Origin of the sequence: Escherichia coli DSM 30083 = JCM 1649 = ATCC 11775 (genome assembly GCF_003697165.2) — a bacterium.
GTDB classification, from domain to species: Bacteria; Pseudomonadota; Gammaproteobacteria; order Enterobacterales; family Enterobacteriaceae; genus Escherichia; species Escherichia coli.
The window spans coordinates 2459187-2473346 of sequence record NZ_CP033092.2 but is presented as its reverse complement, the minus strand read 5'-3'; the positions used below and the strand labels follow the sequence as shown (position 1 = coordinate 2473346).

The window sequence follows — 14160 nt, the reverse complement described above, 5'->3', positions numbered from 1 at the left end:
CAAAGGATTTATCGTCAACATGAATATATAAGAGTAGGGGACTACTCTCTTACTATTTTTACTCTATTATCGTTAAATAATAGAGTAGTATAAATACGATAAGTTAAGCATCATCTCTCATAGGGTTTAAATTAACATGATTCTCAATATAAAAAATAAGACTCTGGCTTCAATTGTGCGCGGATTTTCTTACAAGTGTAGGATAATAGCCTTCACAAAATAATTATCCGCGCAATTTTCGTGAATGGAGCGCATAGACTAATGTCAAAATCACAATTATTCATAGATAAAAGTGACACCAATGACTGACTGGACGGCTCCGGCTGCAACCTTGTTTCCTGTTTGTCCATAGGTTGCGCTTAAACCCAGAGGTACTTTGCTTTTATTTACTGTCCCCAGGGAGACATTTTCTCCGGTTGCCAGTATTTTTCCATTACGTATCAGAGAGACACCCACGCCCGATGCTTTTGTTGCATCTGGTGCTGCGTTAGCAAACACTTGTCGGGCACTGTCAGTGGTGGCACCCGAAAGATAAAATGAGAGCTTTTGTTCGCTAGAGCAATATACACCAAGGGGTATTTCTGCGCTTCCAGGAAAGTCCGGGAGATTCACGGTGACATTACGACTATCAACGGTGCAACCGCCTGTTGGCATAACAACACTGTTATTTGAAATAATATTCCACGTAAAATTACGCGGATTTCCGCTTCCTAACGTGGCAATTTTATACATATGAATACGGGCAATAACTTCCCCTGCTTTTATGACAACTCCACCGGCCGCTCCGACTGGGGTAATATAGAGTTTTAACGGTAATGGCATCGGTGTCTTATCACCAATATCCAATACGTTGGTATTTGTCGTCAACGGGAAAGGGTAGGTCACATTATTCCAGTACAGTGATCCTTTATATGACTGTAGGGAGCCTGCGAAAGCTGAACCTTGTACCAGGTTTATATGATCAGTGTCGTACCAGCCGCCGTAATCATTCCAACAACTTATATGCTGAGACAAGTCTACAACCAGATTCTGGCCCGGTTGTATTACAGGATCGAGATTAACATAAACAGAGGTTGTACCTGCTCCAATACTTGACCCGCCATCGACATTACAACTGAAGGCAAAAACTTTGCCTGCCATTAATAGAAGATAAATACCGAACAGGACCTTTATACTGAATGTTTTACCCATGATATATCCTAAGGTTAAAAAATTGATTTAAAAAGGAGGAAAATAAAATCAAATTGATGTTATTGCCAGGTATAGATCACATTGATTAGCGCCTCGATCGTACCCTGGCTTGCGTTTCCATTCACCGTGATAGCTCTTGCCTTAAGTGGAAACTGTGCATTACGAGTGATCACATCAACAATAACCGTTTTGCTATCGCCATTTTTTAACGTCGCATCCTGGTCATCCCTTAGCTCTATCTGAATATTTTCGGCAGTACCTTCATTTTTGTAATAACCCGTATTGTCAGTTGAACCTGTCACGATTGCCGTCACTGCACTTGTTTCAATCGGACAATCGGTTAATGACAAAGTAATATTGTGCCAGCCAGATGCAGAACCAGGTTGTTGCAGATTGCGTGTATAAAGATCCCCGAGATTAACGTTAGCTTCTTTGGTTTGAATAGTGCATGGTTTAGCGACTACCCGACCATTAACAGTGATAGTGACATCGGCGGCCTGGAGAGTTGCTGTGAATAATGTGCAAAACGTAGCTAACAGGAACCTCTTGTGAAGTCTTTTCATATCTGACTCTGATTATTGAAATTCAAGGGTAAAGGTTGCCGAAGCGCTCACCAGTCCTGGATTGACGGACTTCTGAGTTGACTTCAAACGAGCGGAGTAAGGCAAAATATTGTTCTGTTCTGGTACCAATGGGATCCACTGCATCCCAGCATGAAGGTCATTCAATTTCACCGGACGCATATTTCCGTCCAGTATTTCTATACCCAAACCGGAGGCCGTATTGCTTCCTTCATCTAGTTTCAACAGAGTATTATTTTCTGCATCCTCAATACCGTTAAATGCAACCCGAACTCCCGTTGTCCCTTTGCTGCATTCACTTAATGTAATCTGAAAAGGGACGACTGGACTTGTGCTACCGGTCGTTGGAAATTGTCTGGCACTGTTTTTTTGGAGATCTACGGTAAAATTAAGCGAATCCGATGAGACTGTGCAGCCATAATCGAGGACGCGCCCGCTAATTTTAATAACACTATCTGCGGATAAAGCAGAATAGGTGGTTAACCCCAGACATAAACCGAGGAAAATAATGTTATTGTATTTCATAATCTATTGTTCCTTAGCGACAGATTGCTGTCTGCTGGTTCAGCAAGGTTCCAGGAGAGACTACAGGAAGCTTGTAATCGACAATACAGTTTGAGTTTTTATCTTTGCCCCATGAAACCTGTAATTTCCCTGACTGTGGAAGTCCAGTCAGATAAACCTGACCATTTTCCGCGACAATGCTGCCATTTTTATTCTCTCCGTGAGTGACAATTGCACCGAATGGAACGCTTTTATTACCGTACTTCAACGTCATTAATACTTTCCCGCCGATTTGTGCATTAAATGTTGCTCTGGCAATAGCACCGTGAGTTGGGATGACAGTGACTACGGTTTCATCCAGTTCAACATTATCTGCAAGGGAATTCGCGTTAAGAGCGACACGATTTTCTCTATATTCTGTCGCAAATGGTAATATGGCATAGCCACGCCAGTCGGTATGAATTCCGGTCTGGTTCTCTATTTTGACATTATCAGCGCCAGGAGCCTTAACCAGAACCATTGTGTCGCCCAGCGGCTGTCCAAAGGTGATGCCATCAGCATGAGCAATAATCCCACCACTCATTCCGTAATAAATCTGGCTGCTGTCACCACTCCGACTGTAACCGACATTCGTATTACCGTAAGCACCACGATAATTAAGAGAACTGTAACCACTGGTGCCAGACGATGTATTACCCCCTTGGGTGTTACCGACCTGAACACTATAATTCAGGTTATTATCCGGTAGCAGAGTGCCATAAACCCCTGATAGGTTGGTCATGCCGCCTTTCAAATCGTTTGACATACTGTAACTGGCGTTTGAATTATGAAATGCCGACTGACTGTCTGTACGCATCCAATGACTAAAGGGAACATTAAGCGTAAAAGCGAGTAAATGATCCCGATCGTTTTGCCATATATTATTGGAATAGCTGTAATTCAGCGAAGTCGTAATATCACCAAACGGCACATTTAATCCAAATGATATTTGCTGGTCGCTGCGTGACGTGTTCCAGTAACTTTGGCGACTGGCACTGAAAAATGTCGTACCATAATTTCCAAGCTGCTGAGAGATGCTTATTTGTTCCTGACCACGCTTACTGTAGAACAGATTAAAATAATCAATAAATAGTGTCTGCTCACTGGTGTCTCCGGTAGGAGGCTTGACGGTGTAACCACTCATTCGACTGTATGCACTGTCGGATAAGTTATAAAAACCTTGCGTAGAATAGCGATATCCTGCGACCTGGATATTGGTTCCCGTCTGGTAGAAGGATTTGCTGTAGACGGATTTAACCGATTGTCCGCTGTGACGGGTGTCATCTGCAAGTGTCGTATTGGCCTGCGTAATATCGAAAGAAAAGGCACCAAAAAGTCCTAAATCTTTACCAATACCAAGGTTGAAGGCCTGATAATCTTCTGCAATTTGCATTCCGCCATAAGGTGTCCAGTTTCCTTTCAGACCATGCATCAAGCTTGCTTGTACGAACTTGGGGGTGCTTTGCAGGTTATTTCCACTACGATATTCCCCCATGGCAAGTGCATAACGCGTATATCCAGCACGTTGGAGAACCGGAACAGACGAATAAGGAACATATAATGTCTGAATACTGCCGTCTGCCTCTTTTATGGTTACTTGCAGATTACCACCATTGGCCGCAGAGTTGATATCATCAATAGTAAAAGGGCCGGGTGGGACAGTAGTCTGATAAACATCGTATCCATTCTGTTTTACACTCACTTGTGCGGTGCCACGAGCAATACCATGAATCACCGGAGCGAAACCATGTTGGCTATCGGGCAACATCGCTTCTGTTGAATTTATTTTAAGGCCACGAAAGTTCACACTGTCAAAAATATCGCCATCGGTATAACTATCACCCACTGTTAACCGTGAGCGTAACGGAATAATGTCACGTTCAGCCGACGTATTGATATGCTGCCATTTATTGCTGTCAGATGAATTGCTACTCCCACTGTTATAACTCCACGTTGAGTTATCGCGCAGTCGCCAACTACCAATGTTGATGCCACTCTGTAAATTCAAATATGCATAGTTGGATTTTCCTGCATTATGGTTACTACGGTTATTAATAGAATTACCATCAAAACTATAGTTTAGTAGCCCTGCATTTATTCCTTCTTCCCACAGATCAGGAGAAACATAGCCGCGAGCCATTCTGCCGACATATATTTGCGGAACGGAGAGTGACAGATGTTGCTGACCAACATCAAACTCAGATGATGCATCAGCCAAACGATCCTGAAGTGGTGTGCATGCGCTGTTGTCCGGCACATGTTTATCTGCCGAATGTTCCTTGTTGTCTAATAATGCTGATTTTTTTATGCCAAGACTGACAAGAAGGTCTGTACTCAGGCATGGGATGAGATCTGCGTTATTATCATCTGCAATAAAAGTAATATCCCGACTAGCCATAAATTCGTCGTTCAAATAAATGTCGACCCGATATGTACCAGGTGGGGCCTCGCGTCCCTTAGTAAAGGCAGATAAATCGACAGATTCAGCAAGGTCATTGCTTAAAAACCGTGGATTAAAATAATACTCTGCGTCAACGGGAAAAACCGCAGTTGCTAAGCCAAGGGCAAAGGTAAGCCGTGCAAAGCGAGGCAGTATTAACACCTGATGCATACGATATGCCTTAAATGCGGCACGAAAGGCTGTCATTTTTAATCCCGATTGAGTTTATTATTAATTAGGTCACTGGCTTACTGCATGGTTGCCTTAATACGCGGAGTTAATGCACCGTAATCATTGATTGTCTGAAAACTGATATCCCCGGTTACAGCATGCGGGATATCCACCGATACTTCACCTTTTGGCGGCACCATGGTGTTTGGGAGATTGCTATTTCCTGCTTTCATATTTGTTACGGTAATGAAGTAGGGCGTTGGATTAATAAGAGTGAGTTTGCTACCGCTGCGACGAAACCGAAGCATTGCAGGCGCTTCTTCAGGTGCCATTGCCAGATGCGTGGGGCGATAAAACATTTTTATGCGGCTAATAATTGCCAGCTGTAATGTATTCTCATTCTTCTGGTCTTTTTCCATAGCAGGGATAGCTTTAACATTAACCCAGAACAGGCTTTCACGGTCGCCTGGTAACTGATGATTAGTGGCGTTGATTATCCGAAGCGTATTCTCTTTTTTACCTTGCATGGAAAAAAGCGGTGGGGTAATGACAAACTGGGTATCTTTCTGGTCACCCGCATTTTCTATCCATGACTGAATGAGATAGACACTGGCAGGATCATTATTCGTGACAGGCAATAAAACCTGTTTCTGGTTTGCCGGATAAATTACCCGCGTCGCACCAAGTGCGACAGCTGCGTTGGCAATGGTGCTATGGCAAGCAAAGAGCAATAAAAGTAACACTGTCGCCATAAAGGAAACAGAGTAGGGGGTACGCGTAGTTTGCATCTGATGCATTCTCCATGTGTTAAGAGGATAAGCGGGGAAACCGTTACATCAGACAATCGGTAAATATTGCTAATGCATTGGCGAGTCGCCGGTTTTCCAGACTTAATGCGTTTGTAATAAATGTTGGTTCTCTTTTGATAGGAAAACCTTGCTACCAAGTAAATATTTTAAATAACAGCAAGTTTAACTACTGTTGTTTATTGATCGTTTAGATATTATGTGATTTTTCATACCGCTCCAAAATACAAACCATTTTTCATTAATAATGAGATGAACATTGGTGAATTTCTCGGGTGTGCGTAGCCATGCCACACACACCCTGTTTCAATTTCAGATGACACATAGTCACCTTAAGAGTGAATTATAGATATTGAACTTTGAAGGTCGCATCAGCGTTTGCAGTACCAGCTACTGACTGCCCGAGAGCAATATAACGAGCCTGGAACGGCAGTATATTCGTGCCATCAATCAAGTCAGTTTTAGCGCTAAAAGTAGCACCATCAAGTACTAATACCTCCCCTGTACGGTCCAAAATTTGGATACCGACATTTTGGGCAGAGCCTGCCGCTGAACTCTGCAGCGCTAATGTATCGTCATTACTGGTGACAGTAGTACCCAGGAATGCAACAGCTGCATTACTGGAAACATTGGTATCACAATCATTCAGCTTGATATTGAAGCCAACGGCGGAGCTGAGGTCACCCGCTTTAGCCAGGCGAGAAGAACGAACCTGACCCAGCTCAACCGTTTGGTTCATTGATTCTGAATCAATCGCACAAGCGGCATTTACCACTTCACCTTTAAAATGAATTACACCGCCATTAACAGTGGTCGTTACTGATTCATCACCCTCGGCTGCGCTTACCGCAGCAGACGACATCGCCAACACAGAAACGACAATAATACCGACATGTTTGAGTTTCATAATTCTCCAAAATTTATATTTAAGTAGCTGAATAAAGAGAGTTAACAATTAAGTTATTCTGTTATTGCTTATAAAACAAGAATCATTCTTGATTGGATGTTGCCCTGAGAATATAGTTTCCATGGTTATTACATTTCACGAAGAATGATAATATCTTTAAATTACAAGGACACCTATTCACAACAAGTTTATTGCTGCACTTGTTGTAGAGAGTATTTGTAAAAACATTTTATGTCGCTAAATAACATGACGATTTCATTATGCATGTTATTTATAAACAGCGACTAAACAGAATATTATTGCGAACAAGGGAAGTGTCAGGAAAGGTCAAGAGGTACTAATAGTTTATATGGCTATAAACATTAGCTATGATTAATATTTGCCTGGTGAAACTAACACCAAATTGCTGTAACTCTCTTTGAATCATAAACTGAAGGATGATGCAGCACAGTTCCTCGTGGACTATCCTGGCTACTACATGACCAAACGCGGATATCATCCTCGAGCAGTCAACTCTGGCCATCTTTTTACTCAGCTATGAGGACCTGATCGTCGACTTTGCTATCTGCATGATGAATCTCCTCAGCAGCAGATGCAGTATTTACCGAAATGAATTCCATGAATAATGCAGTAATTAGTAGTGCTTTCATATCTGATACCTGTTTTAAACGATATATTTGAAAGTTGACGAATATCGGAAATAGCTTCCTCCTTCTTGATCTGTAAATATACAGTTCTAAGCTGTCATAAGACTGACTGTCATATGACAACGTTGTTAGATTTTTGAATTTTTCGAATACAGATTCAGGTCGTTAATAACGCACTCAGGTTCTTCAGTAAGGGGCATATTGTCTATATCGAAAACCCCATCATTTTTTTGTGGATTATCATTCCGCAGCTCTGCAAACAGAGGAGTGAGATCCTGCTGTGCTTCTCCTCGCTCTGCGACCAGTTCGAACGTTTTATTTTTTGCCGCATCGTTGCTCAGAGCTGTTACAAGAACCTGGGCGATTTGCTCCCGGGAGATAACACCATCTTCCGGCGTTCCCGCATGGCGTCTGTCCCCCTGAAGCATGACGATTCTGTGCTCATCATCATTGTTGTAATCAAACCAGCCGGGTCTGACGATAGTGTAGATATGCCCACTGGCTCTGACCAGGCGTTCAGAGCGTCTCTTCCAGTCATGAACTTCAGTACGTTGATTCCAGCTACTGAGCCGCTCAGTTACGCCAATCGTTGTCATCAGGGCGATGCGAACAGGTGTATCCATGAATATTCGCAAAATGTTACGTACACCGCCGTAATCTATTGCTCTGGCGCCAATACGTCCCTGACCATCAGAGCCGAGTGTAAAAATGATGGCATCAATATCTTTCGGTAAATCGGTAAGTGTTTCAGGTATTGAAACATCGCCATAGAAAATATCTGTTCCACGAGGGAGTAACTTGATTTTCCGCCGATTCCTGACCAGAGTCACGGGCTGATGGCCCATTGCAATAGCAGTATTCACAACATGAATACCAATACTTCCTGTTGCGCCAGCAACGAGTATTCTCATGATAAACCTTCTGATAATTCAGCCTTATTTTTGATACAGCCAGAATATCAATTATCATTATTGCCAGTAACGAGGCTAAAATGATTGTGTCTATGAACACCCTTCATGAATGCGCTTTGAAGGGAATGCTTCTACAAGGAAATCTATTCAACAACGTCTTAAGCAGGCTTCAGATGCACGAGCTCAGGAAGTCGCCGGTAGCGAAGTGCTTTACTCCGGTGATGCCAACCTGACTGATGAACAGATCGCTAAATTACCTTTTGCGTTATATCGCCAGGGCTACGAGTACTACTGGAAAACCCACGCACACCCAAACATATTCAGAAGCGTGAGGGATATAGTGCCATCAAAGCGCTGGCTGCTGTAAACAACGCAATTATCCAACTCATGGTCTATGGTGTGCCATCACTGAACAGAGGTTGAATTTTTCTACCGAAACGGGAGGGAAGTCAGAAATCACAACGTATTGATTTATCTGTGTGTGGATGTGAATGGTGAAGTAAAGGACCTTCACAGGCAATTTAACATAATATACATTATGCGCACCAACATAAACCAAGGGAGAATCCAGTCGTTGGCGGTTCATGATTGTTCTGCTCATTAACAACGACCAAAACCCCATATCTTACTTAATACCGTATTCTCGGCTTAACCGACCGTGCAACCTCAACACATTGGTTTCAACTGCCGTCACCACGTTCTCCGGAAAATCTGTCGGTAATGAAGTCTTCACGTTATCCAGTGCTGCCGGAATCATTCTGGCAAAGTCACTCAGGATTTCATGCATCTGCACTTCCGGGAATTTCAGCACCTTTGCTGTCGCCAGAAAATGTCGCGGATAAATTTTATCGATTGCCGTTTTTTTGCCTTTGGATGCGTTAAGCCCCATTGCCAGTTTGAGATCGCTGATGTGTATTCCCGTACCGCCAAGGACCGGAAATGCCGAAATGATGTCATAAAATGGTGTGAGCCGATAACTGCCGCCAGCCTGAATAAATACGGAGAAGTTTTTTGCATGGCCATCTGTTGCGCCAATCAACCACTGGAAGACCTGAAACTTCATAAAATCATAGCGATCTTTCAGCGCCTCGCTGGACCCCATCAAAAAAGCCATAATTTGCGCGATACCGGGGCCTCCATCTGATTCATATTTCACCGATGAAGGTAAACCGAATGTCTGGCACATATCCTCCTGTGGCAAGCGAAGTAAAACCGTTCGCTCAGTATTCCAACGCCTGTCAAAACGTTTGACCGCTAACGCGCGCACCCTTCCCGCTTTAATGATTTCTGCGTCCGGAACATTCAACCCGAGTTCTTTCGCCAGCAGCAAACAGTAATACTCATTATCAACGCTTTGGCTAAGATCGAGCGTCGCATTGGGCTGTCTGATTTCGCCAATCGGCAATTTGATAATGTGCGTCGTTGGCGTTATTCCCTTCGGAATGCACCAGTCATTGCCTATTCTGAGCAGCGCAGTCTTCTCCTGTGCGCCAGCAACCGAGATGCGAAAGTCATTTTCTTCTCTAATCATGCCTAACGGGATATCTGCTTTATAAGCCGTTAATACTTCTTCAAGTCTGGCTTCAGTAAGCTTTTCCCATGCCATTATCGGACACATTACGGTTTCATCTTCGGGGATTAACGTCACGGCACCAACGCTGTCTCGCCCTATTTCTGACAATAAATCAAACGGTTGTCTGGATTTAGCATGATAACGTTTAACGATCCGGTCACGTACAATCGGGCTATCGGGTAACAGGTTATCGAAGAAGTTAAATACGGCATCAGAGGTGATATTCCTCCTCTGCAATGGCAGCGAAAGTGACAACGGTCTGGCATAACGGCTGGCTAACCACTCAGGTGCATACTTAAAGGTGTGCGCGCCGTTGGCTAACTTCGTTAACTCGCCTACCCGCTGGTTGTTCATCCAAGTGACTAGTTTAGGCATCACCACTCCAGATCTTGCTGTTCTGTTGCTTCTGGCGAGGCATTTTTTGCGTCGCATAGCGTCATTGAGAGTTCAAGCGACTGTAAAATCTTAAAAAATGTCGTGAGCGAGGTATTGTTAGGATTGTTTTCGAAATTGGAAATTGTCGCCTGCTTAATGCCGATTTTTTTCGCCAACTCGCTCTGCGTCCAGCCGTTTTGCTGGCGAACCAGTTTCATTGCATTCGCCAATTGCATTGGGCTATAGATCTTCTGAAAGCTCATCATGTCATACGTCCACAGCAAATTTATCCGCTTAAGGGGATATTATCAGTTTTATCCTTTAGTGAGGATAAAGTCAATCTGGAAACACATCCTATCCGCTCTACGGGATAAACGCTGCGATATCCGCGATCGCGGATAAAAAGGAGGATTTAAAAAAGCACATCCTAATGAGGTGGCTTCTTTGACTACCGGAATCTGTAATCTTAATGACCTGGCCGCGTAAAAAACGTCTGTTCAATGGGGTGATGCCGTGAGGCGAATTTATCAGTTTTATCTACAATTGGGGTAACGCGCTGACGGGAGTAAAAAAATGTCTGACTGGAACCCCTCTTTATATCTACACTTTGCCGCTGAACGATCGCGTCCGGCGGTGGAGCTGCTTGCCAGGGTGTCGCTGGAGAATATCGAATACATTGCCGATCTTGGCTGTGGCCCAGGTAACAGCACCGCCCTTCTACACCAACGTTGGCCTGCTGCCAGGATAACGGGCATCGACTCATCTCCGGCGATGATTGCTGAAGCGCGCAGTGCTTTGCCAGACTGCCTGTTTGTGGAAGCAGATATCCGCAACTGGCAACCGGAACAGGCACTCGATCTGATTTTTGCTAATGCCTCGCTGCAATGGCTGCCCGACCACTACGAATTGTTTCCTCATTTGGTTTCGTTACTCAGTCCGCTGGGCGTGCTGGCAGTACAGATGCCAGATAACTGGCTGGAGCCGACCCATGTGCTCATGCGCGAAGTTGCCTGGGAACAAAACTACCCGGATCGCGGGCGTGAGCCGCTGGCTGGCGTTCATGCTTACTACGATATTCTGAGTGAAGCCGGATGTGAGGTCGATATCTGGCGAACCACTTACTATCACCAGATGCCGTCGCACCAGGCGATTATCGATTGGGTGACCGCCACTGGATTACGTCCGTGGTTACAGGATCTGACCGAGAGCGAACAGCAGCATTTTCTTACGCGCTACCATCAGATGCTGGAAGAGCAATATCCCCTCCAGGAGAACGGACAGATATTGCTGGCATTTCCGCGTCTGTTTATTGTTGCCCGCCGTACGGAGTAATTATCACGTCAGCTGGTAATGGCGATCGGGAAGAATTTTCGCTGGAATTTCTGCTTCATCGTTCATCTGTAACAGGTCAATTTCAATAGCGTTGCAGATGGCATCCAGCGGTAAATCATTGTTTTCAGTACCGAAGGGATCTTCCAGTTCTTCCGCCAGACAATCCAGCGAAATAAAAGTGTAGGAAATCAGCACAGAGATAAAAGGCGTCATGTAATGCAGATCCACGACCAGCGCGAACGGCAGCATGATACAAAACAGATAAACGGTACGATGCAAAATCAGGGTGTAGGCAAAGGGAATTGGCGTGTAGGCAATGCGCTCGCAGCCTGCCAGAACTGCTGAAATATCATTAAGCCGATCGTTGAGGCTAATAAACAGGATATCTGAAAGCTGCCCATTGCGGCGCTGAACCGCCAACCACTCCCCCATTATTAACAAGATACGGTTAGCTGGAGAGTTCGAAGCCAGTACACGCTGAAGATCTTCCGTCTTGAGATATTGAGCCAGCACTTCCGCCTGTGGTTGTTTGCGTAATGTCATGCGTAAACAGTGAGCGAAGGCGATTTGCAGCCGGGCAAACTCCCTTACACTTGCCGAATCTGGCAATGTCGTTTTTACCTCGCGCAGTAACGACCGTGAGGCAATCATCAACTGCCCCCAAAGTTTTCGCGCTTCAACGTAACGGGCGTACCCGGCATTATTACGAAAACCAAGAAAAATGGCGATGGCGACACCGAGAATGCTGAACGGTGCGAGGGTGAATTTAATGCCCAAATGCGTGTACCAGGGCAGCATGAAAATAACAGCGATAGAAAAGAGAAAATTGAGTAGTAAGCGCGAGGATATCTTGGATAATACTGAACCGTGCCAGACAAAAATACGGCGCAGCCAGTGTTGTTGTGGACGAACAATCATGGTTATCTTCAGGCGTGGAAAAGTCGCCCTATTAAACGTGATTACGATCACATTCTCAAGACGCTACTTACAAATTACCTACAAGCTTACAACATTAACAGGTGCTGCATGTGGCACCTGTTAATGATAAAGGCACATAGAATGTTGTAACTAATATAGCGAAATAAGAAACCCGGTCGAAACCGGGTTCAGAGTATTAGCACAACGGGCGTACAGCTTCGCGCATCCCTTTTTCGAGAATCGCATCCAGGTCATTAGCAACCTGCTCGACCAGACCAGGCACTTGCGTCAGGTCCTGCTCCCAGTGGTCTTTTTCTGCCAACACAATCGCTACCAGTTCCTGGGTCCCGATAACACGGTCACGATACTGGCTCCAGAGTTGCTGATAACGTTCCAGCCAGTGTGCATCGTCCTGTACCGGATATGTTTCTCCATTACGCTCACCGCGATAGAACGCAATCAATGCCGCTAATGCGAAAGTAAGGCGCGCCGGAAGTGTGCCGTTTGCCTTCTGCCCTGCCAGCAGCTGCGGCAGGATGCGTGTGCGGAACTTGGTCATACCGTTGAGCGCGATAGACAGCAGTTGATGCTTGATGTACGGGTTACGGAAACGTCCGGTGACTGCACTGGCGAAAGACTCCAGCTCATCGCGTGGCAAATCCAGTACCGGAATAATTTCTTCGTAGATGGCTTTTTCAACGAATGCGCAAATTTCAGCATCGTTCATCGCTTCACCTACGGTATCCAGCCCTGCCTGGAACGCCACCGGCACCAGCGCGGTGTGCGCACCGTTGAGGATTGCCACTTTGCGTTCTTTATACGGTTTAATATCGTCAACGATCAGCACGTTGAGCGGATATTTGTCCAGACGAAGTTCAGTCGCTAAGGATTTCGGCCCCTGAATCACAAACAGGTAAAAGTGTTCAGCGGTGTCGAGGAAACCATCGTGGTAGCCCAGTTCTTCTTCCAGTTTAGCCACTTCATCACGCGGATAACCGGTAACGATACGGTCCACCAGCGTAGAACAGAAGCTGTTAGCCTGATCCAGCCATTGAATAAATGCTTCTGGCAGTGCCCACTCTTGCGCATAGCGCAGCACCAGTTCACGCAACGCGTCGCCATTATAGTCAATCAACTCACACGGGATGATGATCCAACCTTTATCCAGCGCACCGTTGAAATGGCTAAAACGTTCGAACAGCAGACGGGTCAGTTTTGCCGGATAACTTACCGCTGGCGCGTCATCGAATTTATCGCCCGCATGGTAGCTGATACCCGCTTCGGTGGTGTTAGAGAAAACAAAGCGCATTTCCGGATTGTGAGCCAGTTTCAGGAATTCATCGTATTCACTGTAGACGCTGATTTCACGATTAACCGAGCGAATCAGGCGCGCGTCGCTGACCGCTTCACCCTTCTCATTCAGGCCACGGATAATGGTGGTATAAAGACCATCCTGCGTGCTCAGTGACGGCGGGAATGAAGTTTCAATCGGACGAACAACGACCACGCCAGAATTCAGATCGGTGTGCTCATTCAGGAGATCGATTTGCCAGTCAACAAAGGCGCGCAGGAAGTTACCTTCACCAAACTGAATGATACGTTCTGGATACTGTGCACCGGGAAAATCGCGACGATTTAGTGTTTTCACAATGGGTTCCCTTCTGATTAGTCATACAACCTGTTTGAATTGGTACGACAGGTTAGCAAACTTTAATACGCCGAACCCCTGTTTTGATCAACTCCTGATGATTAATGAGCAGTTTTA

Annotated in this window: 13 protein-coding genes and 1 pseudogene; 3 read left to right on the top strand and 11 right to left on the bottom strand. The window is 45.1% G+C overall.

Annotated elements, in window-relative coordinates:
* Positions 1-276: 276 nt before the first annotated feature.
* The 6 genes from ydeQ to fimA form a co-directional block, all read right to left on the bottom strand.
* Positions 277-1191 (bottom strand): fimbrial protein, encoded by a 915-nt coding sequence (gene ydeQ, locus EAS44_RS13080; protein ID WP_000520594.1) that lies wholly within the window; start codon positions 1189-1191, stop codon positions 277-279.
* 59 nt (positions 1192-1250) lie between these two features.
* On the bottom strand, positions 1251-1754 hold the full coding sequence (ydeR, locus tag EAS44_RS13075; protein ID WP_000825468.1) for a fimbrial protein: 504 nt from the start codon (positions 1752-1754) through the stop codon (positions 1251-1253).
* A gap of 12 nt (positions 1755-1766) precedes the next feature.
* Positions 1767-2297 carry a fimbrial protein gene (gene ydeS, locus EAS44_RS13070; protein WP_000876778.1) on the bottom strand — a complete coding sequence of 177 codons (531 nt, stop codon included), beginning with the start codon at positions 2295-2297 and terminating at the stop codon, positions 1767-1769.
* A 13-nt stretch (positions 2298-2310) separates the two neighbouring features.
* Positions 2311-4962 carry a fimbria/pilus outer membrane usher protein gene (locus tag EAS44_RS13065; RefSeq protein ID WP_001350647.1) on the bottom strand — a complete coding sequence of 884 codons (2652 nt, stop codon included), beginning with the start codon at positions 4960-4962 and terminating at the stop codon, positions 2311-2313.
* A 41-nt stretch (positions 4963-5003) separates the two neighbouring features.
* Positions 5004-5714 (bottom strand): fimbria/pilus periplasmic chaperone, encoded by a 711-nt coding sequence (locus EAS44_RS13060; protein WP_001195181.1) that lies wholly within the window; start codon positions 5712-5714, stop codon positions 5004-5006.
* 361 nt (positions 5715-6075) lie between these two features.
* Entirely contained in the window at positions 6076-6639 is a 564-nt protein-coding gene (gene fimA / locus EAS44_RS13055; protein WP_001296074.1) for a type 1 fimbrial major subunit FimA, read from the bottom strand.
* A 424-nt stretch (positions 6640-7063) separates the two neighbouring features.
* Here fimA and EAS44_RS25575 point away from each other — a divergent pair.
* Positions 7064-7162: pseudogene (locus EAS44_RS25575) on the top strand (hypothetical protein); the annotation flags it as partial.
* 252 nt (positions 7163-7414) lie between these two features.
* On the opposite strand, the gene EAS44_RS13045 reads toward EAS44_RS25575, so the two are convergent.
* Positions 7415-8197: an SDR family oxidoreductase gene (locus EAS44_RS13045; RefSeq protein WP_001221834.1), complete on the bottom strand. Its 783-nt coding sequence runs from the start codon at positions 8195-8197 to the stop codon at positions 7415-7417.
* Positions 8198-8306: 109 nt separating this feature from the next.
* Between EAS44_RS13045 and EAS44_RS13040 the strand changes: the two genes are divergently transcribed.
* Positions 8307-8564: a hypothetical protein gene (locus EAS44_RS13040; protein WP_001210030.1), complete on the top strand. Its 258-nt coding sequence runs from the start codon at positions 8307-8309 to the stop codon at positions 8562-8564.
* A 258-nt stretch (positions 8565-8822) separates the two neighbouring features.
* Here the strand turns inward: EAS44_RS13040 and hipA are convergent, their stop codons facing one another.
* The gene (gene hipA, locus EAS44_RS13030) at positions 8823-10145 is read right to left on the bottom strand and encodes a type II toxin-antitoxin system serine/threonine protein kinase toxin HipA (RefSeq protein WP_001125475.1); all 1323 of its coding nucleotides are present in this window, start codon (positions 10143-10145) and stop codon (positions 8823-8825) included.
* Entirely contained in the window at positions 10145-10411 is a 267-nt protein-coding gene (gene hipB / locus EAS44_RS13025; RefSeq protein ID WP_001332145.1) for a type II toxin-antitoxin system antitoxin HipB, read from the bottom strand. Before hipB ends, hipA begins: the two co-directional genes overlap by 1 nt.
* Before the next feature lie 307 nt (positions 10412-10718).
* Here hipB and tam point away from each other — a divergent pair, with 307 nt between their 5' ends.
* Positions 10719-11477, top strand: a complete 759-nt coding sequence (tam, locus tag EAS44_RS13020; protein WP_001286588.1) for a trans-aconitate 2-methyltransferase — start codon at positions 10719-10721, stop codon at positions 11475-11477.
* A 3-nt stretch (positions 11478-11480) separates the two neighbouring features.
* Here tam and yneE read toward each other — a convergent pair whose 3' ends face one another.
* Positions 11481-12395 (bottom strand): bestrophin family protein, encoded by a 915-nt coding sequence (yneE, locus tag EAS44_RS13015; protein ID WP_001306069.1) that lies wholly within the window; start codon positions 12393-12395, stop codon positions 11481-11483.
* A 196-nt stretch (positions 12396-12591) separates the two neighbouring features.
* Positions 12592-14043, bottom strand: coding sequence for a tagaturonate reductase (gene uxaB, locus EAS44_RS13010; RefSeq protein ID WP_000854637.1), 1452 nt, complete (start codon positions 14041-14043; stop codon positions 12592-12594).
* Positions 14044-14160: the final 117 nt, after the last annotated feature.